The organism is Serratia plymuthica NBRC 102599 (assembly GCF_001590925.1).
Classification (GTDB): Bacteria; Pseudomonadota; Gammaproteobacteria; order Enterobacterales; family Enterobacteriaceae; genus Serratia; species Serratia plymuthica.
This window is the reverse complement of the sequence record NZ_BCTU01000001.1, coordinates 278,027-299,172: the sequence shown is the minus strand read 5'-3', so window position 1 is coordinate 299,172 and position 21,146 is coordinate 278,027. Positions and strand designations below refer to the sequence as shown.

At 58.0% G+C, this 21,146-nt stretch carries 10 protein-coding genes; 5 read left to right on the top strand and 5 right to left on the bottom strand.

All coding sequences use genetic code 11. The features are described 5' to 3' along the window. Positions 1-349 precede the first annotated feature (349 nt). Together SPL01S_RS01230 and SPL01S_RS25105 are read right to left on the bottom strand one after the other, a co-directional pair. Complete coding sequence (locus SPL01S_RS01230) at positions 350-10,387, bottom strand: non-ribosomal peptide synthetase (protein ID WP_063197092.1); 10,038 nt, start codon at positions 10,385-10,387, stop codon at positions 350-352. A 309-nt stretch (positions 10,388-10,696) separates the two neighbouring features. Then, a complete protein-coding gene (locus SPL01S_RS25105) occupies positions 10,697-11,029 on the bottom strand; it encodes a hypothetical protein (protein WP_147424909.1) in 333 nt (110 codons plus the stop codon). Between the two features lie 89 nt (positions 11,030-11,118). Here SPL01S_RS25105 and SPL01S_RS01225 point away from each other — a divergent pair, with 89 nt between their 5' ends. Continuing rightward, the gene (locus SPL01S_RS01225; RefSeq protein WP_063197090.1) at positions 11,119-13,494 is read left to right on the top strand and encodes a glucose/quinate/shikimate family membrane-bound PQQ-dependent dehydrogenase; all 2,376 of its coding nucleotides are present in this window, start codon (positions 11,119-11,121) and stop codon (positions 13,492-13,494) included. A 193-nt stretch (positions 13,495-13,687) separates the two neighbouring features. Continuing rightward, positions 13,688-14,260 carry a hypothetical protein gene (locus SPL01S_RS01220; RefSeq protein ID WP_063197088.1) on the top strand — a complete coding sequence of 191 codons (573 nt, stop codon included), beginning with the start codon at positions 13,688-13,690 and terminating at the stop codon, positions 14,258-14,260. Positions 14,261-14,339: 79 nt separating this feature from the next. Here the strand turns inward: SPL01S_RS01220 and SPL01S_RS01215 are convergent, their stop codons facing one another. Then, positions 14,340-15,596, bottom strand: coding sequence for an MFS transporter (locus tag SPL01S_RS01215; protein WP_063197086.1), 1,257 nt, complete (start codon positions 15,594-15,596; stop codon positions 14,340-14,342). Positions 15,597-15,675: 79 nt separating this feature from the next. Beyond that, the gene (locus SPL01S_RS01210; RefSeq protein ID WP_063197084.1) at positions 15,676-16,983 is read right to left on the bottom strand and encodes an alpha-glucosidase/alpha-galactosidase; all 1,308 of its coding nucleotides are present in this window, start codon (positions 16,981-16,983) and stop codon (positions 15,676-15,678) included. 199 nt (positions 16,984-17,182) lie between these two features. Between SPL01S_RS01210 and SPL01S_RS01205 the strand changes: the two genes are divergently transcribed. Further along, the gene (locus tag SPL01S_RS01205; RefSeq protein ID WP_062871279.1) at positions 17,183-18,022 is read left to right on the top strand and encodes an AraC family transcriptional regulator; all 840 of its coding nucleotides are present in this window, start codon (positions 17,183-17,185) and stop codon (positions 18,020-18,022) included. Between the two features lie 3 nt (positions 18,023-18,025). Here SPL01S_RS01205 and SPL01S_RS01200 read toward each other — a convergent pair whose 3' ends face one another. Beyond that, complete coding sequence (locus SPL01S_RS01200) at positions 18,026-19,495, bottom strand: EmmdR/YeeO family multidrug/toxin efflux MATE transporter (protein ID WP_063197082.1); 1,470 nt, start codon at positions 19,493-19,495, stop codon at positions 18,026-18,028. 292 nt (positions 19,496-19,787) lie between these two features. Here SPL01S_RS01200 and SPL01S_RS01195 point away from each other — a divergent pair, with 292 nt between their 5' ends. Together SPL01S_RS01195 and SPL01S_RS01190 are read left to right on the top strand one after the other, a co-directional pair. Further along, complete coding sequence (locus tag SPL01S_RS01195; RefSeq protein WP_232245993.1) at positions 19,788-20,150, top strand: hypothetical protein; 363 nt, start codon at positions 19,788-19,790, stop codon at positions 20,148-20,150. Between the two features lie 198 nt (positions 20,151-20,348). Next, positions 20,349-21,029 carry a Crp/Fnr family transcriptional regulator gene (locus SPL01S_RS01190; RefSeq protein ID WP_020453884.1) on the top strand — a complete coding sequence of 227 codons (681 nt, stop codon included), beginning with the start codon at positions 20,349-20,351 and terminating at the stop codon, positions 21,027-21,029. Positions 21,030-21,146 lie beyond the last annotated feature (117 nt).

Below are 21,146 nucleotides of genomic sequence, written 5' to 3'. Positions count from 1 at the left end.
CTTTGTGCCGGCTATTACCTCTATTACCCCAGCCGCAAACAGCACACCGCCACTGCACCGAGGTTTTCGGTCTGATGATGGAGTTAGTGGTGCCGGGCCGTAACCAAAACTCAGGCCCATACAACCCAGCCCTAACGCCGAGACTTCCAGGCCGCCGTTGCCCAATTTGCGTGTTTGCATTTCATTCCTCCGGGTGAATCGCACAGGCCCCCGACGTGCTTGTCGGGGGCCGATTATCGTGTGATGACTGTAGAAGAGCGGGATGGCGGTGACTATGGAGCAAATCCGCTTGAGTTTATGAGTTTGGCTCATAAATCAGACGATGGCGCCTACCGTCTTCCCCATAGCGTCATTGCCCCGCGTTAAGCGCCGCCCTTATCTCCTCCCCGCATTGCAGAATGTTGTGGTGGTGGCAGGCCAGCGGGATCACCGTCAAATGTTCGCAAGCGGCGCTCAGGCCGTTGTCCGCTACCGCCAGCAGCGGCGCCATCACGCCTTGCGGCAGTTGCGGATTCACCTGCATCGCCTTGAACAGGGTCACCTGAGTGGTTTGCAGCCTGCGGCTGAGCCTTCCCCCCGCCAGGCGCTGTTCAGCCTGCGCCACCGCCGTAGCGCGCCGGGCCGCATCGCCCTCAATGCCCAACGCCGACAGCAGTTGCTCAAGCGGCAGCTCAGCCGACGTTTGCCGATAGAAGCTGTCCAGCAGACATAGGCGGACGCCGCAGTGCCCGCGCACCTCCAGCCTGGCGGCGATCTCCAAGGCAATGATGCCCCCCAATGACCACCCCAAAATGTGTATCGGCCCCGCCTGATTCAGCAGGCCGTTGGCGGTCATTTCATTCAGATACAGCTCGGCGATGTTACCGAGAGAATCTATGGCCGGTCTGTGGTAAAGATTGTAATTATCAACACCATAACAGTTTATTTCCCCCTGCAATTCCTGAGCCAGAGAGTGAAAGGCTTCCGCGCCCACCAACGCCGGGTGAATCATCCACAACGCAGGCGCATCGCTGACCGGCCGATTGAGCGGCATCACCAAAGGCTGCTCACCCGCCGCCAGCAGGTTCTTCAACGTACGGTGCTGGAACAGCCTGACCACCGGAACCGGCGTGCCCAGCAGTTCCGCCATGCTGAGGCACAGCGAGATCGCCCGAATTGAGGTGCCGCCCAGTTGGAAAAAGTCGTCCGTCATGCCGACCCGATCGCACTGCAATGCCAGTTGCCACAGCGCGCACAGCCGTTGTTCCAGCGCATTTCCCGGCGCAACATAGTCATTGAGTTCACGCGCCGCCGGCGCCGGCAGCGCTTTACGATCCAGCTTGCCGCTGGAGTTGTACGGCAAGGCCTCCAGGCGCATCAGCGCGGTAGGGATCATGTACAACGGCAACCGCTGGCTCATAAACGCCAGCAGCGCCGGTTCCGCCAGCGCTTCATCGCTGACGTAGTACAGCGCCAGCCGATGCTGTGACGCCTCCTGCAACACAATGGCGCAACAGGATTTTATCGGGCCAAACGCCAGCGCCCGCTGTTCGACCTCTGCCAGTTCCACCCGGTACCCGTTGATTTTGACCTGGAAATCCATCCGCCCCAAAAACTCCAGATTGCCGTCCGGCAGGTAGCGGCCTGCGTCGCCGGTGCGATACAACCGCTCCCCCAGTTCTGGATGATAAATAAACTTTTCGTCGGTCAGCGACGGGTTGCGATAATAGCCGCGGGCCACACCGGCCCCGCCGATGTATTGTTCGCCCGGCAGGCAAGGCGGCAGCAGCCGCAGATGGCGATCCAGCACATAGAAGCGCTGGTGCGCCATCGCCTGTCCATAGGGCACGCTGGGCGCGGTTATCGGCGTTTCCGGGATGTCATACAGGATCGACCAAATAGAGCTTTCGGTGGCGCCACCGGCGCTGACCACCCGGCAACCCGGTCGCCACTGGCGAATGCGGGCAGGCAGTTGCCGGGAAATAACCTCGCCCACCAGCACCACGTTGCGCAGCGCTGGCCAACAGGCCTCTGCGGCCCCGGCTTCAAGCTCCTCGACCAGCAGGCTCATCACCGAAGGCGCCGAATTCCAGAAGGTCACGCCCTGGGTCATCAGCAAACGATGCCAGGCCTGCGGCTGATAGCGTTCGGCTTCGGACGGCATCACCAGGGCGCCGCCCACCGACAGCAGGCCAAAGAGGTCGAACACCGAGATATCAAAACTCAAGGCACTGAGCGCCAGCGCCCGATCTTCCGCGCCGAGATCCAATTGGCGCAGGGTATCGATAATGCTGTTCACCGCACCGCGATGCTCTACCGCCACCCCTTTCGGCGCACCGGTGGAACCTGAGGTGAAGATCACATAGGCCAGCGCGGAAGGTGGCGGCAACAACGGTGCCCTCGGCGACGCAGGCGGCAATTCGGCCACCGCGCCCTGCGGATCGACCACCAGCACTCTGGCCCCGCCGGTCTCCCGCCACGGCCTGCTGCTGAGGATCACCCGGGTCTGCGACTGGTCGATAATGTCCAGGCAACGGCGTTCCGGCCAGGCGCCGTCCAGCGGCAGGTAGGCCTTGCCGGACATGACCACCGCCAGCACCGCGATAATTTGCGCCCGCCCTTTGTCGACCATTACCGCCAAGGTTTCGGCCGTCATATCCGCGTGTTCACGCAGTTGCAGCGACAGGGTCAGCGCCGCCCGGTACAGTTCGCCATAACTCAGTTCGCCCAGGCTGTCGACGATCGCCACTCGCTGCGGATACCGGGCGGCCTGCTGGATAAAATCATGATGGATGGCGCGTTCAAAATCATAGTGCGGCAGGCAGGACTGGCGGAGAGCCCGTTGGTGCGCCACCTCCTCTTCCGGCACCAGCGCCAGTTGGCTGACGAGCAGTTCGCCTCGTTCGACGATTTGCCGCAGGATTGTCAGATAATAGCCGGACAGCCGCTCCAGCGTGGCCGGGCTGAACAGCGCGGTGGCATAGTTGAATACCGCTTGCCCGGCGCCCTTCGCCAATTGGATGCTCAACGTCAGGTCAAACTTCGCCGCCTGATAGTGTTCCATCAGGCTTTGCGGCTTCAGCCACTCCGGCGGCGACGGCTGCGCGTCGTCATCCTCCAGCACGAACAGCACCTGGAACAGCGGGTGACGCGAAAGATCGCGCGGCACCTGCAGCAAATCGATCAGGTGATCCAGCGGCAGGTTCTGGTATTTCTGCACCTGTAGCACGCCGTCGAATACCTGATGCACATAGTTGGCCAACGGCTGGCCGTCGTCGATCTGCGAACGCAGCGGCAGCGTGTTGACGAAGAAGCCGATCGCCGAGCGCGTCTCCTCCGTCGGGCGATTGGCGACCGGCGTGCCGACCAGAATGTCCTGCTGACCGCTGAAACAGCCGAGCAACAGGTTGAACGCCGCCAGGTACAACGCAAAAGGCGTTACCCCTTCACGTTGCGCAAAATTTTCCGCCTGCGCGATCAACGCTTCGGGCAGGCTGATGGCGTGATTGGCGCCCTGGTGGTCGAACTGGGCCGGGCGCACAAAATCGAGCGGCATCTCCAGCGTTTGCCACCCCGCCAGCCGTTGCCGCCAATAGGACTTCACCCCTTCGGCCTGCGCCGAGGCCAGGTACTCCTGCTGCCAGACGGCATAATCGCCATACTGCAGCGCCAGCGGCGGCAACGCCGCCGGTCGCCCCTGCCGCCGCGCCTGATACAGGCCGTCCAGCTCTTGCACAAATAGCCGCTGCGACCAGCCGTCGAACGCCAGGTGGTGCACCAGGATCAGGCTGTAACGTTCGCGGCCCCCCTCGGGGTGCGCGAGCTCATAAATAAAGGCTCGGATCGGCAACTCGGTATCCAGCGCGAACGGCCGGTCGATATCCTGCTTCAGCCGATCCCGCCAGCGCGGTGCGTCGATCGTCAATCGCTCCACGCACAGCGTCTGCGTGCAAGATTGAGAAACGGCGATGTGGGAGTGCGTTTGGTCAATCAGGCTGTGCAGCACCTGATGGCGGGCGACGATCGCCTGCAGGCTGTCGGCATAGGCCGTCAGGCAGACATCCTCGTCGAGGCGAAACAGCATCGGCACATGATAGAGATTGCTGCCGCCGTTCAGATTTTCGATAAACCACAGCTGCATCTGCGCAGACGACAGCGGGTAAGCCTGCCGCTGCAACGCCGGTATCGATAGCGGCGCTTCGCCGCCACCGAGCTGGCGCAGGGCCTGGCACAGGGCGCGGATGGTCGGGAACTGCCCCAGTTCGCTCAGCGTGACCTCACGCTGCAAGCGTCGGCCGATCTGATAGCAAGCCTGGATCGCCAGAATCGAATTGCCGCCCAGCGAGAAGAAGTTGTCCTCCACGCTGATGTCCGGCCGTTGCAGCAGTTCGCGCCAGATGGCAACGCAGGCGCTCTCCCAGGCATTTTCCGCCGCGGCGAATTCGCGCGCTTCCACCGCCGGCAGCGGCAGCGCCTGGCGGGCAATTTTACCGTTCTCGGTCAGCGGTAACCGTTCCAACTGGATAAACGCCTGCGGCATCATATACTGCGGCAGTTGGCTGCTCAGATGCTGCGCCAGCATTCGGGTCTCTGTCGCTTCATCGGCGACAAAATAGGCGGCCAGATAGGGCTGTGGCTGGGTAATCAACACCACGCAGCAGGCGGTGACGGCGGGATAAGACAGCGCAATATTTTCAATTTCGCCCAGTTCGATACGGTAGCCGTTAAGCTTAATCTGCTGATCGAGGCGCCCCAAAAACTCAATATTGCCGTCTTCAAGCAGACGACCGGCGTCGCCGGTACGATAGACGCGATCCTGCAACTGCTCATGCCAAAAGAAACTGTCTGCGGTTCGCTGCAGATCACCGTAGTAACCCCGCGCCAGCCCCGCACCGGCCAGATAAATCTCGCCCCTGACCCCTTCAGGCGCCGGTCGTAGCCAGGCGTCCAGGATATAGCAGCGTTGGTAGGCCAGCGGTTTGCCGTAGGGGATGCTGGCTGACAAAATCGCTTGCTCGCTTTGCACCTCGTACAACATCGAGAATATCGCCGCTTCGGTGGCGCCGCCTGCGCTGAAAAAGCGGCTGCGCGGCGCCCACTCGCGACAACGCGCCGGCAGCGAAGTGGCGATCCAGTCGCCGCCCACCATCACCGCACGCAGCGCCGGCTCAGGCCCGGACATCAGCCCTGCTCCTTTGACATAGTCCAGCAACAGCTCCATTAACGCCGGGGCGCTCAGCCATACCCTAACCCGGTGCTCAATCATCAATTGATACCAGGCCTGCGGGCTGACCCGGTCCCGTTCGGCCGGCATGACCACCGCACCGCCTGCGCTCAGCGGGCTGAAAATATCGTAGATCGCCAAATCAAAACTCAGTGCGCTGATCGCCAGGCTGCGATCCCGCTCATCGAGGGAAAAATAGCGCCGGGTGACGTCGAGCGTGCTCACCACGCTGCGGTGCTCGATCGCCACGCCTTTTGGCGTCCCGGTCGAACCCGACGTAAAAATGATATACGCCAGGCTGTCCGGGGCAGCGTCGATCGCCGGCAGCAGCGGCGCGGACACCGGCAGCCCCAGGGCAAGGCCGTCGGCACCCAGTTCGATAACGTTAATCTCGCGGGTCGGCCAGGGCGCGCTGCTCAACAGCGTATTGATCCCGGCCTGCATCATCACCGCCAACCGCCGCTGCAACGGCCAGCTCGTATCCATCGGCAGAAACGCCTTGCCGCACATCAGCGCCGCCAACATGGCGACCGGTTGTCGGCGCCCTTTGTCGGCAATGATAGCGATGGCCTCACCGACGATTGGCCCCTGCCGCCGCAGTTGGGTGGCAAGCGTCAGCGCCGCCTCGTACAATTCGCCATAGGTCATTTCGCCCAGCTCATCGATCACCGCCACCGCCTGCGGATTACGCTGGGCATGGCGGATGAAATCATTCTGCAAGGTGCGCTCGAATGCGCCGGGAAATGCCGGCGCCGGTTGCGCCGGCGGGCGTTGCGGCTGCAAGCTGATGTTTTCCAGAGGCCAATCGCTATGCTGCGCCATCTGCTGCAAAATGGCGACGTAGTAACCCGCCAACCGCATTATCGACGCCGGGCTGAACAGCGCCGCGGCAAAGTTGAAACGGGCACGCAGCCGCTGCTCATCCGGCACCAGTGTCAGGGTCAGATCGAACTTGGCGGTCCGCTCGTGGTCGCTCAGATCGACCACCGACAACCAGTCCGGGCGCTCCGTCGCATTGGCGTCGCTTTCTAGTGCAAACATCACCTGGAACAGTGGGTGACGTGAGAAGTCGCGCGGCAGCTTCAGGCTGTCGACCAACAGTTCCAGCGACAACTCCTGGTGCTGCTGTGCTTGCAGCGTGGTGGCCGCAACCTGGCGGATAAACGCCGTTATACTGTGCTGATGATCCAACCGGTTGCGCAGCGGCAGCGTATTGACGAAGAACCCGATGACCCCCTCCAGTTCCGGCCGGCCGCGATTAGCCAGTGGCGTACCCACCATCACGTCATTCTGGCCGGTATAGCGCGACAACAACAGGGTGAATCCCGCCAGCAGCACCGCATGCAGCGTAACCCCTTCTCTGCGCGCCAGCCCGTCAAGCGAGGCCACCAGTTCCGCCGGCAGTATCACTTCGCGGCTGTCCCCACGCACGTCGAAAGCGTTGGGTCGGACATAATCCAAGGGGATGTCGAGCTGCTGGCAACCCTCCAGTTCCCGCTGCCAAAAGGCCAGATCGTCCGCCTGGCGGCTCGCGTTTTCCGGCGCACGCTGCCAGAGCGCGTAGTCGAGATACTGCAGGCCCGGCGTCGGAAGCGGGGTTGTCGGCGAACGCTGGAAATGGCGATAGAGCGCGTCCAGCTCTTTCAGCAGCACCTCCAGCGACCAGCCATCAAAAACGATATGGTGGAAAACCAGCAGGCAAGCGGTTACCTCGCCCCCCGTAGGCTCAGGATAGCGGTAGAGCGCAGCCCGCAGCGGCAGCTCGCAGGTGAGATCCATCGGCTGTTGCAGCGCCTGCGACAGCGCCACAGAAAACGCCTCGGCGCTCAACAGGTGCAGCGATACCGGCAATCTCTCTTCGCTGACCCATTGACTGGCCTCCCCTCGCTCATCCTGGCGGATCAGACTGCGCAGCACCTGATGACGGCTCACCAGCGCCTGCAGGCTTTTAATGAAAAGCTCGCAATCAACCCCGGCGGACAGCCGCAACAACACCGGGGAAAGATAGTGCGTAGCACCGCCCGACAACTGTTGCATAAACCACAGCCGGGATTGCTGGAACGACAGCGGCGCTTCCCGCAGCCCGCTGGCGACAATCGCCGTATCCGCCGATGCCTGTTGCTGCCGGTTGATATGTTCGCTTAATGTCGCCACCGTCGGGTGCCGGTTCAGCGTCAACGCCGAGATCTTCACCCCCAGCAGCTTATTGACTTCGTGGCAAAGCCGGATGGCCATGATGGAGTTGCCGCCCAGGCGGAAGAAGTGATCGTCTACGCCCGCCTGGCAGCCCAGCAGCCGGTTGAACAGCGCCAGCAGTTGGCTTTCCAACGGGGTGCCCGGCTGGCGGAACGCGCCTTGTCGTTCGAACGGGGTCGGCTCCGGCAATGCCCGGTAATCCACTTTCCGGCTTACCGTCAGTGGGATCGACGGCAGTGCCATCAGCGCCGCCGGCAACATATAGTGCGGCAACTGTGCCGCCAGCCGTTGAAGGATTTCGTCGGCGGTCAACCGGCTGCCGGGCTGCAACACATACCAGGCCACCAGTTGCGTCGCCGTATCCGGACGCGCGGCCACCACCGCTTCGGCCACCTCCTCGATGGCGCGCATCTGCATTTCTATTTCACCCAGTTCAATGCGATAGCCGTGGATCTTGATCTGCTGATCGTGGCGGCCAAGATACTCCAGGCTGTTATCGGCCAGGCGACGCACCCGATCGCCGGTGCGGTACAGGCGCCGGTAATCCGCCTCTTGGCTGAAAGGATTGGCAATGAAAACGGAGGCAGTGAGCTCCGGCAGGTTCAGATATCCCCGCGCCAGGCCGATGCCGGCCAGGCACAACTCGCCTTCGGCCCCCAGCGGCAGCAGATTAAAATGCTCATCCACTACGTAACAGCGCATGTTGGCGATAGCCTGGCCGATATTACGCGCGCCGTTGCGGCGATAAAGGTTGAGGCTGACGCTAACCGAGGCTTCGGTCGGTCCATACATATTGACCACCTGCAGGCCGCTCGCCAGATAATGATCGAGCACCGTCCGTGAGGCCGCCTCTCCTCCCATCGCAAGATGGCGCACCGAGGGCGGCAGCGCCGGCAGCGTGTGGAGTAATGCCGGCGGCAGGAAGCAAAAATGAATCTGCCACACCGCCATTTGCCCGCACAGCAACGCGGGATCCCGGCGTTGTTGCTCACTGGCGATAAACAGACGGTGTCCGTTGCCCAACGCCACGAACACTTCGAACACATGCGCATCGAAGGCCAGCGAGGCGAACTGCAAACAGTTGAGCACACCTGACTCCCGCTGCAGCAAGCGCCGGGTATGCCCCTCGATCATATTCACGGCCCCCTGATGTTCACACAGCGTGCCTTTTGGCCGCCCGGTGGTGCCGGAGGTGTAAATCACATAAGCCAGCTGTTGCGCCCGCACGACAGGTAGCGCGCTCGCCCCTTCTTCCTGCAACTGCACATCCGCCAACAGACAGTGGCTGGCTGGCGACAACTGCTGTGCTGCGGCTTGCAGCGCGGTTTCGGTCATGATAATCGGGCTGTTCACGTCCTGCAGAATGTAAGCCAACCGCTGTGCCGGTGCATCAGGATCCAGCGGCACATAGGCGCCGCCCGCCTTCATGATGGCCAACATCGCCACCACCGCATCCGCACTGCGGTGCAAATACAGCGGGATCGGCGTATCGGGACGCATCTCCTCGCCGTTCAGTCTCAGGTACTCCGCGCGCAGCCGCAGCGCGAGTTGGTCGCTGCGCTGCGCCAACTGCCCGTAGCTCAGCTCAACGCGGGCGTCGGTCAGTGCGATGCGCTCAGGATAGAGACGGGCATGCCTTTCAACGCCGGCGAACAAGGTCATTGCCTGCTGCGATGGCGCATCCTGACCGCTGGCCCAGTGATCGTTCAAACGGCGGGTCTGCGGCGGCGTCATCTGCGGCAGCGAAGCGATCGGCGCATCCGGTTCGTTCAGGGCATTGCGCAACAGATGACAGAACTGTTCCGCCATTTCAGCCATCTGCGTCTCATCGAACAAATCCGACCGGTAACGCAACCTGAATTCAAAAGCGCAATCGGAAGGTTGGTACTCCAGCAACAGCTCGGAACCGGCCAGATCAACGTTGAAACGGTGATTAACGTCAACCCTGCACTCTCCGAGACTCAACGGCGCATCCTTGAGATAAGCCTGAGTAAAGTTGACGTTCAACTGGCGGATCTGGCTTTGGCCCAAAATGTCGTAAATCGGCAATTTGCTGTGCCGCAGTTTGCCCGTGGCTTTTAGCGCTTTGCTGTAGCCCAGGGTCGCCCGGTATAGCCGGTTGAAGGTGGCCTCCGGCGACAGCGTCAGCGGAAAAACGGCGGTGTTGACCTGAGCGCCGTAGTACAACGCGCTCCCGCCCTCCGCAGCGATGGGATAACCGATATACACCCTGTCCTGCGGCGACAGGCGAGCAATCAGCAGCGCCCACAGCGTTTTGAATATCAGGAAAGGATTGGCGTATTTGATGCCGGACTTCAGGCTTTGCCACTCGGAAAAAGGCAGCGCGAAACGGACTTCGCCGGCGCGGCCCGCTGGAACGGACGGATCGGGGAGATAAGGCAGCTCCACACGTGGCGGGCAGTCAGCCAGCAGATTGCGCCAGAAGGCGCGCGAATCGAATTCTTGTCTGAGCCCTGAAATATCCTCTTCATATTGTCGATACAGCCCATTGAGGCTATCGATGCTGCCGGCCGGCAATTCCGCTGCGCTCGGATTATTGTAATAAGTGGAAATGGCGTTATAAAACTCTTGGCCGGCAAGGCCATCGACCAAGACGTGGTGGACAACACTAATGAAATTATAGCGTTGCGGCGCCAGTTCAATCAGATAAAACCGGCACAGCGGCCCTTCTCTGAGATCGAAAGGTGTATTAATCAATTTGCTGACGTCGCAATCGGCAGCGACTATTTCAAGGGTGATGTTCTTGGTCGTTTTTACCCACCGCAGTTGCGGGTGTTTATCATCCAGCACATGGTGAAAAAGAAGATAATTTTGGCTCATGCTCTCCACCGCAGCACGCAGGCGGTGGATATCCAGATCGCCCTCAATAGTTTGGTCGAGCACCAAGTTGTATTCACATGATTGTGGGTTAAGAATATATTCATTCCAAAAAGTTTGGGTATAAGGCGAGGCGGAAATTACTTTCATTAATTCAATCCCTTTTAATTATAATCCATGACTATATATTTGGTGGCATTGGCGCAGCACGGCAGCGCCTCCGCATGCAAAGTAGGCGACCTGTTAATGTAAACGCTTAAGAAAATAGGAGATCGAATATTATTTTATTTTTTACACAAATAACACGCAAAATAAAAATAAATAAAATACAGTTAAAACAATAGGTAAAATAAAAAACAGGCATGTTGCGGCCAGATTTATAACGTAATAAAAAAACAATATAAATAATAACAATTAAGAATAAATAGAATTTTAAAATATAAAAAATCAAAGCATTGATTATTTATATTTAAATTGCAGAGTAAAAAATTCATCCTGTAACGAGAAAATTCCGAGAGGAAATAAAATAATTGAATACATTCCCTCAAGCCCAATGGTGAACTGCCAAATATCCCTTTCATCTGTACGGTAATAGCTTTGGAAATAAATTGTCGGGCATTGACACCCGCTGGAAGCATCCGGATACTCTCGCACCGTTACCGGTAACAATGATCGGTTGACCAATGATAAAACCAAGACCGGGCGGCAACCCAGGCTATCACCTGTGGCAGCGCCCCCTTTGGAGAAGGCAAAGTGCCCCGAGGCAAAAACGCGGGACAGGGTTTGCGTCACCCTGGTTTTTTAAGGAGAAACCGCGTGTTTTTTTTGATTTAGCTTAATCTCTAAATCGGGGACTTTTCATTTTTGGTAAGGATAATACTATGCAAAATAAAGCGTCATTGTCGCCGCTCGTCATCATAACGGCACTGTTCGCCGTGTTGAGCGGGCTCTATCTGCTGGCCGGGGGCATCTGGTTGGCTAAGCTCGGCGGTTCGTTGTACTACATCATCGCCGGGGTAGTATTGCTGGTCACGGCCTGGCTGCTGTTCCGCCGCCGCGCCACCGCGTTGTTGTTGTACGCCCTCTTCCTGCTCGGTACCACGGTCTGGGCGCTGTGGGAAGTCGGCCCGGATTTCTGGGCACTGACGCCGCGTCTGGACGTCACCTTCTTCTTTGGCCTGTGGCTGGTGTTGCCCTTTATCTATCGTCGGCTTATCGCCAACGGCAAGCTGGCGTACGGTGCTTTGAGCATCGCGCTGGTGATCACCGTGGGCGTTCTGGCCTACGCGGTGTTTAACGATCCGCAAGAGATCCACGGCACCCTTGAACCGGCGCAGGTCAAAGCCGAAACGGATGCGTCTGCCGCCGACTGGCCGGCTTATGGCCGCACTCAGGAAGGCACGCGCTATTCCCCGCTGAGCCAGATCAACGATAAAAACGTGGGCCAACTCAAGGAAGCCTGGACCTTCCAGACCGGCGACCTGAAGACCGCCAACGATCCGGGTGAAATCACCAACGAAGTCACCCCGATTAAAATCCGCGACACGCTTTATCTGTGTACGCCTCACCAGAAGCTGTTCGCGCTGGATGCCGCCACCGGTAAAGAGAAGTGGAAGTTCGACCCTCAGTTGAAATTCAACCCGACCTTCCAGCACATCACCTGCCGCGGCGTGTCTTACCATGAAACCACCGCAGCGGCCGGCACAACGGCAGAAACCTCTCCGGCACAGTGCGCACGCCGCATTATCCTGCCGGTGAATGACGGCCGTCTGTTTGCTCTGGATGCGGAAACCGGCAAGCCTTGTGCCGATTTCGCCAATAACGGCGAGTTGAATCTGCAAAGCAATATGCCGTATGCGACTCCAGGCCACTATGAGCCGACGTCGCCGCCGGTGATCACCGATAAGGTGATTGTCGTTGCCGGTGCGGTTACCGATAACTACTCCAACCGCGAGCCTTCGGGCGTAATCCGCGGGTTTGACGTCAACAGCGGCAAGCTGCTGTGGGCCTTTGATCCGGGTGCCAAAGATCCGAACGCCATCCCGGCGGACGAGCACCATTTCACGCCGAACTCGCCGAACTCCTGGGCGCCTGCCGCCTATGACGCCAAACTGGACATTGTCTATCTGCCGATGGGCGTGACCACCCCGGATATCTGGGGCGGCGACCGCACGCCGGAAATGGAGCGTTATGCCAGCGGCCTGCTGGCGCTGAATGCCTCCACCGGCAAGCTGGCCTGGTTCTATCAGACCGTGCACCATGACCTGTGGGATATGGACGTGCCGGCTCAGCCTACTCTGGCGGATATCACCGACAAGAGCGGCAACAAGGTGCCGGTGATTTACGTACCGACCAAAACCGGCAATATCTTCGTGCTGAACCGCACCAACGGCGAGTTGGTGGTGCCGGCGCCAGAAAAACCGGTCCCGCAAGGCCCGGCCAAAGGCGACCGCTTGTCACCGACCCAGCCGTTCTCCGAGCTGACTTTCCGTCCGGAGAAAAAACTGACCGGCGCGGATATGTGGGGCGCGACCATCTATGACCAACTGGTCTGCCGGGTGATGTTCCACAGCCTGCGTTACGAAGGCACCTTCACTCCGCCTTCCGAGCAGGGCACGCTGGTGTTCCCTGGCAACCTCGGTATGTTCGAATGGGGCGGCCTGTCTGTCGATACCGACCGTCAAATCGCCATCGCCAACCCGATCGCGCTGCCGTTCGTTTCCAAACTGATCCCGCGCGGCCCAGGCAACCCGATTGAACCGCCAGCCGACGACAAAGGCGGCAGCGGCACTGAAGCCGGCGTGCAGCCACAGTATGGCGTGCCGTTCGGCGTGACCCTGAACCCGTTCCTGTCGCCGTTTGGTCTGCCATGCAAACAGCCGGCATGGGGTTATATTTCCGCCGTAGACCTGAAAACCAACGACATCGTGTGGAAAAAACGCATCGGTACCGTGCGCGACAGCTCTCCGTTGCCGCTGCCGTTCAAGATGGGCATGCCGATGTTGGGCGGACCGGTCTCTACCGCCGGTAATGTGTTCTTCATTGGCGCAACCGCAGACAACTACCTGCGCGCCTTCAGCGTCACCAACGGTGACAAGCTGTGGGAAGCACGTCTGCCGGCCGGTGGCCAGGCAACGCCAATGACCTATGAGGTTAACGGTAAGCAGTACGTGGTGATTTCCGCAGGCGGACATGGCTCCTTCGGCACCAAGCTGGGCGACTACATCGTCGCTTACGCTCTGCCGGACGAGAAATAATCGCCCAAGCCCTACCCTGGAGCACGCCATCCGGCGTGCTCTATCCCCCACCCGCAGCGCCCCCGAACCTCAATACGCAATAAACTCACCCCGCAGACAGCAAACGGATGAACATCCGGTGCGCCAGGCCGTGCAAACCGCTGCCGACACATCGGCACTGTGCCATAATGCGCCGCCGAAGGGAGGGCGATAAATGGACATCATTCTACTGCGTCACGGTCAGCCGAACATCGATACCGACAAGCTTCAGCGCACCCACGAGATGCGCGCCTGGATCGATCACTACAATCTTGCGGGCATCGCCGATACGCCGCCCGAAAACGCCAGGTCGCTCGCTTCGCAACCCCGGTATGTCGTCGCCAGCACCCTGCCGAGAGCCTTGGCTTCACTTGCCTTGCTGGGCCTGCAGCCCCACGAGAGCGATGCCCTGTTCTGCGAAGCCGAGCTGCCGGTTTTCTCTGTACCGCTGTTACGTTTACGCCCCTTGCATTGGGTGGTGATTTTTCGCCTTCTGTGGCTATGCGGCTACGCGAAAAATGTCGAATCCTTGTCATCAGCCCAAAAACGCGCCGCGGCCGCCAGCGGCAAACTGGCCGATCTCGCGGCGGCTCAGGGGGCAGTACTGCTGTTGGGACATGGCGTAATGAACAGCCTGATTGCCAATAAATTGAAGAAGGCCGGCTGGAAGCTTCACAGCCAGTCAGGCAACAGCTACTGGAACGCCAGGGTGTATCGGCTTGCCGACCCCTTAACGACATCCGCCTGAATGACTGCCAACAAATACATAGCCCCTTCAGTCACAGCAGCTTTGGGGGACACAGGCACAACACCTGATGCAGTTTTCACTATCTCACCGCCAGCGGCAGCGTGCCTTCCCCCTTCAATACCCGCGCCTTGCCGGTCAAGGCAAAGGCCGAGATCAGGGTAAACAGCAACGCGATGCAGCCAAGGATCAGATAAGAGGTTTTGAAGCCGTAATTGACGTACATCATCCCCGCCGCATAGGACATGCCGATGGCCGACAGTTGTTTGAAGAAGCAAAAGCCCCACAGGTAGATCGACGCGGAAAGGTTAACGTTAAATTGGGTGGTGATGTATTTGAAGATGCCCACCAGCAGGAACGGCACCTCAAACATATGCAGGGTCTTGAGGACAATCACCGCCGTCACCGAGTCCGCCTGCGACGAACCTATGATCCGCACCGACATAATCACCCCGGCAATCAGCAGCGCATTCTTGCCGCCGATGCGGTTGATGATCAACGGCGCAAAGAACATGATAAAAGCGTTAAGAAACTCGCCCAGCGTGGTGACATAGCCAAATGCCTGGGTACCGGCATGCCGATCGCGGAAAAACGAGGTGAAGAAGTTGGCGAACTGCTGATCAAACACGTCGTACACGCAGGCCACCCCGACGATATACATCACCAGACACCAGAATTTGCGCATTTTCAACAGCCCCAGCGCCGCTTTGAGCTTGATGGGATTGTGGTTCAGCGCCAAGCCGTCCGCCACCGCCAGCGTGTTGTTCTCTTCCGGCTTGAACAGGTAAAGCAATCCCGCCAACACCAGCGCGAAGCTCGAGGCCAGCCAGAACGCGAATTGATTGTTAATGGTAAACATGTAGCCGACGATCGAGGCGCAGATCGCCCAGCCGATACAGCCAAACAGCCGGGCGCGACCATATTCGAACTGGCTGCGGCGGCTCACTTTTTCGATATAGGCTTCAATCGCCGGCGAACCGCCGCTACACACCAGGCCGAGATAAATGCCGCACAGCAATGCGCCCAGCAAAAAGTTGCTTTGCAGCAGCGGCGAGAACACATAGATAAACAGCGGCGCCAGAAACAGCAGCAGGAAGATGATCATCCACAGCAGGTGTTTCTTCAGGCCAAACTTGTCGGTGACGAAGCCAAAAATCGGCTGGAACACCAGGGCAAACAGCGCCATGCCGGCGAACACCAGCCCGGTTTGTTGCTGATCGAGATGATTGACGTCATGCAGCCAGATCGGAAAGAACGGCAGCACCGCGCCCATGATAAAGAAATAGAAAAAACAGAAGGCACCGAAGATCCAAAAGTTCTTGTTTTTCAAATAAAACATGGCTCACCATCCCATTTTTAACGGCGCGGGAAACCCCGCGCCTTGTGCGTTTTGAGGAGGTATCGGGGTAATGCGGCGATTAATGGTAGGCGGGAAGCCAGTTGCCGTGCGCTTCAATCAGTTCGTCGCACAGCTTGCGGATATCATCGATAGAAAGCTCGGCTGAGGTGTGCGGATCCAGCAGCGCCGCATGGTAGATCGCTTCGCGTTTGTGCGTGACCGCCGCTTCGATGGTCAACAGTTGGGTGTTGATATTGGTGCGGTTCAGCGCCGCCAGTTGCTGCGGCAAGTTGCCGACGTAGCAAGGCGTGATCCCCTGCCCATCCACCAGACAAGGCACTTCGACGCAGGCCTCCGCGGGCAGGTTGGTGATCAACCCGGTGTTGAGCACGTTGCCGCCAATCTTGTAGGGCCGATCGGTCTCCATCGCTTCGATGATGTAAGAAGCATATTCATGAGTGCGGCAATGAGTCAGGCTAGCGTCATGGGTCAGCGCCACTTTCTGTTGCTGCCATTGTTCAATTTGCTCAATACAGCGGCGTGGGTATTCATCCAGCGGAATATTGAAGCGCTCAATCAGTTCCGGATAATTGCGTTTGATCCAGTAAGGCATGTATTCGGCATTGTGTTCTGAAGATTCGGTCACGTAATAGCCGAAGGTTTTCATGATTTCATGACGCACCATGTCATCATGCTTGCCCTGCAAGGCATTGGCGCGGCGCTTGATTTCCGGGTACAGGTCTTCGCCGTGGCGGCGAACGTCCAGCAGCCAGGCCATATGGTTGATGCCCGCGATGTGGAATTGCACGTCGTCGGTCGGCATATCCACGCTTTTCAGCAGCGTCTCGGCGCAAACCTGAACGCTGTGGCACAACCCCACGGTTTTCACTTCGGTATGGCGCAGCATGGCGCCGGTTATTGCCGCCATCGGGTTGGTATAGTTCAGCAGCCAGGCGTCCGGGCAGACCGCTTCGATATCCCGGGCGAAATCAAACAACACCGGAATGGTGCGCAGCGCACGAAAGATACCGCCAATGCCCAGGGTATCGGCAATGGTCTGCTGCAGGCCGTATTTTCTGGCAATGGTGAAATCGGTAATGGTGCAAGGATCGTAGCCGCCGACCTGGATGGCATTCACCACGTAATTGGCGTTTTTCAATGCCGCGCGGCGGTTTTCTACGCCGAGGTAAGGGGTAATCTTCGCCCTGCCCGCATTGGTATTGCGGTTGATATTGCTCAGCATGGCGAAGGATTCGTTGAGACGGGCACTGTCGATGTCGTACAGCGCAATATCCACCTCTTTCAATGCCGGCGTCGCCATGATGTCGCCGAGTACGTTCTTGGCGAAGATGGTGCTGCCCGCGCCCATAAATGTCACTTTAATCATCGTATTTCTCCGCTGCTGCTGTTTTCGATAAGCTGAAATTACCCTGCAACCTCGGCATGAGATATGGATGAATGTGACCTTGTTATGGCGAAAAATGACGCACCGCAAAAAGTGTGAGCCAGGTCGGGATCTGGTCATATCCCGGCAGCTCCGCCGCAACTACGCTGATAGAGTGGAGGTAAAACGGAGGCCATGACGGATGCACAAGAGTTTCACCCTCAATCGCACCGACAATATTGAGCTGAACCTGTACCAGTATGGGGAGGAGAATTGTGATAAAGGCCACAGTTTTGGCCCTGCCGTGCGCCAGCACTATCTATTTCATTATGTGATAAGCGGGACCGGCGTGCTGCACAGCGAATACGGCTCTTTTCCCGTCGTGGCAGGCGAAGGTTTTCTGATCCACCCGCACGACGTAACCACCTACTGCGCCGACAAAAGGGATCCCTGGCATTATATGTGGCTGGAGGTCGACGGGCTTATCGCCGGCAAGATTTTCGAAGAATGCCACCTGAGCCGCCAATTCCCAATTTATCGGCCAAACCAACAGGACGATAACGCCGACGCCCTGGGCTACCTGCGACAGATCGTTGCCCAGGGCGATGAGCATCGGCTGAAGGTGCTCGGGCTGAGCTACCTGTTCTTTTCCGCGTTAATCGGCAATAGGCTGCAGGGCACGGCTGCACATCCCGATGACAAGGCGCAGCATCTGCGTAAAGCAGTCAAACAAATTGAAAACCGCTACCATGAACATTTGACGATTGAGAGCCTGGCCGCCTACTGCAATATCAACCGCAGCTACCTGTGCCGGCTGTTCAAAAACGCCTACGGCATCGGCCCCAAGGAGTATTTGCTTAATTTTCGCATGAGTATCGCCGTCAGCCTGCTGAGCAATGGCCCTACGGCGATCAAAGTGGTGGGTATTTCGGTCGGCTATGAAAACCAATTGCACTTTTCCAAAGCCTTCAAGCAGGTGCACGGCGTATCGCCGGCCAGATGGCGGCAGGAAAACCTTCAGGCACCACAGCCTGGCAGGTGACGTTCAGCCCCCCGTTCGTCTGGCGCGGGGGATTGCCTGTTCCGCAACCTCTTCTTGTTTTATACGCGGGTATTTCCACAACCAACGCCCGCTGACCATGCGCCAGTAGAAGAGCGCACCGCGCACCGCCCAATCCATAAACATGCCGAGCCAAACGCCGACCACGCCCATGCCCAACACAATGCCCAGCGTGTAACCCGCCACCACGCGGCAGCCCCACATGCCCAGCATCGACACCCACATGGCAAAGCGGGCGTCGCGCGCACCTTTCAACCCGGCGGGCAGCACCCAGGAGGCGGCCCAGATCGGCATAAAGGCGGCGTTGAGCCAGATAAGCACTTTCACCACCTCTTTAACATCGTCCTGCTGGCTATAAAACGAAGCGAGCACCCCGGCCAGCGGTGCCGTTCCCCAGGCGATAACCGTCAGTCCAATCGTCGCCAGCCAGAAAATGTGACGCAGTTGCCGCTCCGCCTGGGCTATCTGCCCTTTCCCCAAACGTTTTCCCACGATAATGGTCGACGCCGATCCCAGGGCGTTGCCCGGCAGGTTAATTAACGAGGCGATGGAAAAGGCGATGAAATTACCGGCAATGACGTTGGTCCCCATGCCGGCGACAAACATCTGGGTCAGCAATTTGCCGCCGTTGAACAACACCGATTCGATGCTGGCGGGGATGCCGATCCCCAGCACTTCCCAAAGGATGTTCAGTTTTAACGGCGTAAAGTAGCTTTTCAGCGTGATGTGCAGCGCCGGGTTAAACCCAATCATCAGCACGTAAATAATGGCGATGGCACCGATATAGCGGGAAATGGTCAGCCCCAGCCCGGCGCCGACAAAGCCCAGCCCATGCCAGCCCAGCATGCCGTAAATCAGAATGCTGCTGATGATGATGTTCAGGATATTCATGCCGCCGTTGATCAGCAGTGGGATCTTGGTATTGCCCGCCCCGCGCAGCGCACCGCTGCCGATCAGCGCAATGGCGGCGGCCGGGTAGCTCCACACCGTGGTTTGCAGATAAGAAAGCGCCAATGCCTTGACCTCCGGGGTGGCGGCACCGGCGATCACGTCAATAATCTGCTCGCCCGCCAGATGGATGCCCACCGCCAACACCAGGGCGACCAGAGTCATCAACACCAACGACTGGCGCGCCGCCGACCGCGCTCTTTTGCGATCCCGCTTGCCGAGGCTGAAGGCCACCACCACCGTGGTGCCCAGGTCCACTGCGGCAAAAAAGGCGATAATCACCATATTGAAGCTGTCCGCCAGCCCCACACCGGCCATGGCTTCCTTACCGATCCAGCTCACCAGGAAGGTGCTTAGCACCCCCATCAGCAAGACGCAGGCGTTCTCCATAAAGATCGGCACCGCCAGCGGCGTGATTTCACGCCAGAAGAGCACAGAGTAGCTTTTTCGTTTGGCATACCAGGGCGTTTTTTCCACGCGCTGACGCAGGGCGGCAAGTAAATTCAAGATGAACTCGGATAAAAGTGAAACAACATTTCAAAGGATGAATGACAGATCGTTATCCTGCAAAGAATTTTTTGTAAGAGAGGTTCTGAAAAATACGCGGCGGATGAGAGGGGTTTTATCGCTGCAGTAACCGTCGTATCATGATGGCCGAAAGCCAGGCAGGCTCAATGAAAGTGGTTAATCTTCTACGGGGCGCGCCGCATCTGACCTTAAGCCTGAGACGGGTTGTCCTGCCGGGTAAAACTGCGGTTAACACATCGAGACCATCAAACCCATGCCAAGCCCCACCTTAATGCGGTACTTTCTGGCCCTGTGCTTAATCGTCGCGACCCTCAATCATATTATCGCCGACGTGAAGTTTGGTTTTCTCTGGGATTATGGCTACGGTGAGCAGGCTTTCCTGGCCAGCCGCCTTTTTTGGGGCAGCCTGACACTTTTGGATCCGCTGGTGGCCTATTTTCTGATCGTCAACCCAAGGATTGGCCTGCCGGCCACATTAGCCCTCATCACCGTTGACGTCATCCACAACGGCTATTACGTTTATCTCAATAACCAATGGCTTGCCCCCTTTTTTCTGTTCCAGTGCGCCTTCCTTGCCATCGCCTGGGCATTTTCATTCAGGATAAAAAAAGGTTGCCCGATCCAGGCAAAATAAGGTCATAACGCGCAAAGCCGCTAAGTCGCCGGAGCATGCGCCCCGACCAGCGATTTATTGCCGCCGGTTGGGTTGAAATCGGCTTGAGATTCCATCGCCGTTTAATTCGATACCGCGTCATTTTTTCTTGATTAATATGCGTTTACTACCTAATTTGCCTATTGATCATTGTGTCAAACAGGACAATTGGGAAGAAAAATGCCGGATATGTCGCGTGAGGTGGCAGAACGTTTGATCTGTGAAAGAGGCTGGTTGTCTCATATGCCCGAGCCATTCAGGATCCGATTGCTGCAAAATGCATTGCTTTTGAAATTTGAAGCTGGGCAAGTGATCTTTAGAAGAGGCGAGCCGGCTGGTGGGATCTACGGGTTGGTCACAGGCACAGTGATTGTCAATTCGGCGCCCCCTGATTCCGCTCCAAGGTTGATTCACATCGCTCGTCCCGGAGGCTGGACGGGCGAAGACAGTTTTATGACAGGCCAACCGCGACGGATTGAATTGGTCACGCAGAGCGATACCTGGGTCATGCACGTCCCTCTTAAGACAATGGAACAAATGGTGGCGTTAAACCCCAATGATATTCGCGCTTTTGGTACGATCTCTATTCTGGCATCGGATTCACTGCTCAGGATTGTGCATGATCTACAGAAAAAAGATGTCAGCGCCAGGATCGCCTCCGCATTACACCGCATGTCATGGGCGACAGATTCCCCGGTTACTGTTTCTCAGGAAAACCTCAGTATCATCACCAATACCTCCCGCAAACAGGTTAACAGCGTTATTCAACGTTTTGTCGAAGAGGGGTGGGTGGAGACGAGTTATCGCGCCATCACGGTCACCAACCCTGCGGCTTTACGGCAATACTCGGAAAAAAGGTAACGGAATAATTTATAGCGAGCAGGACAATAGCCGAAATCTCGTTTACCGCTAGCGAACATGAAGCAAGATAAGTTCATACAGGGCACCTTGGGGATAAATCATGGTACAGATGTCGCG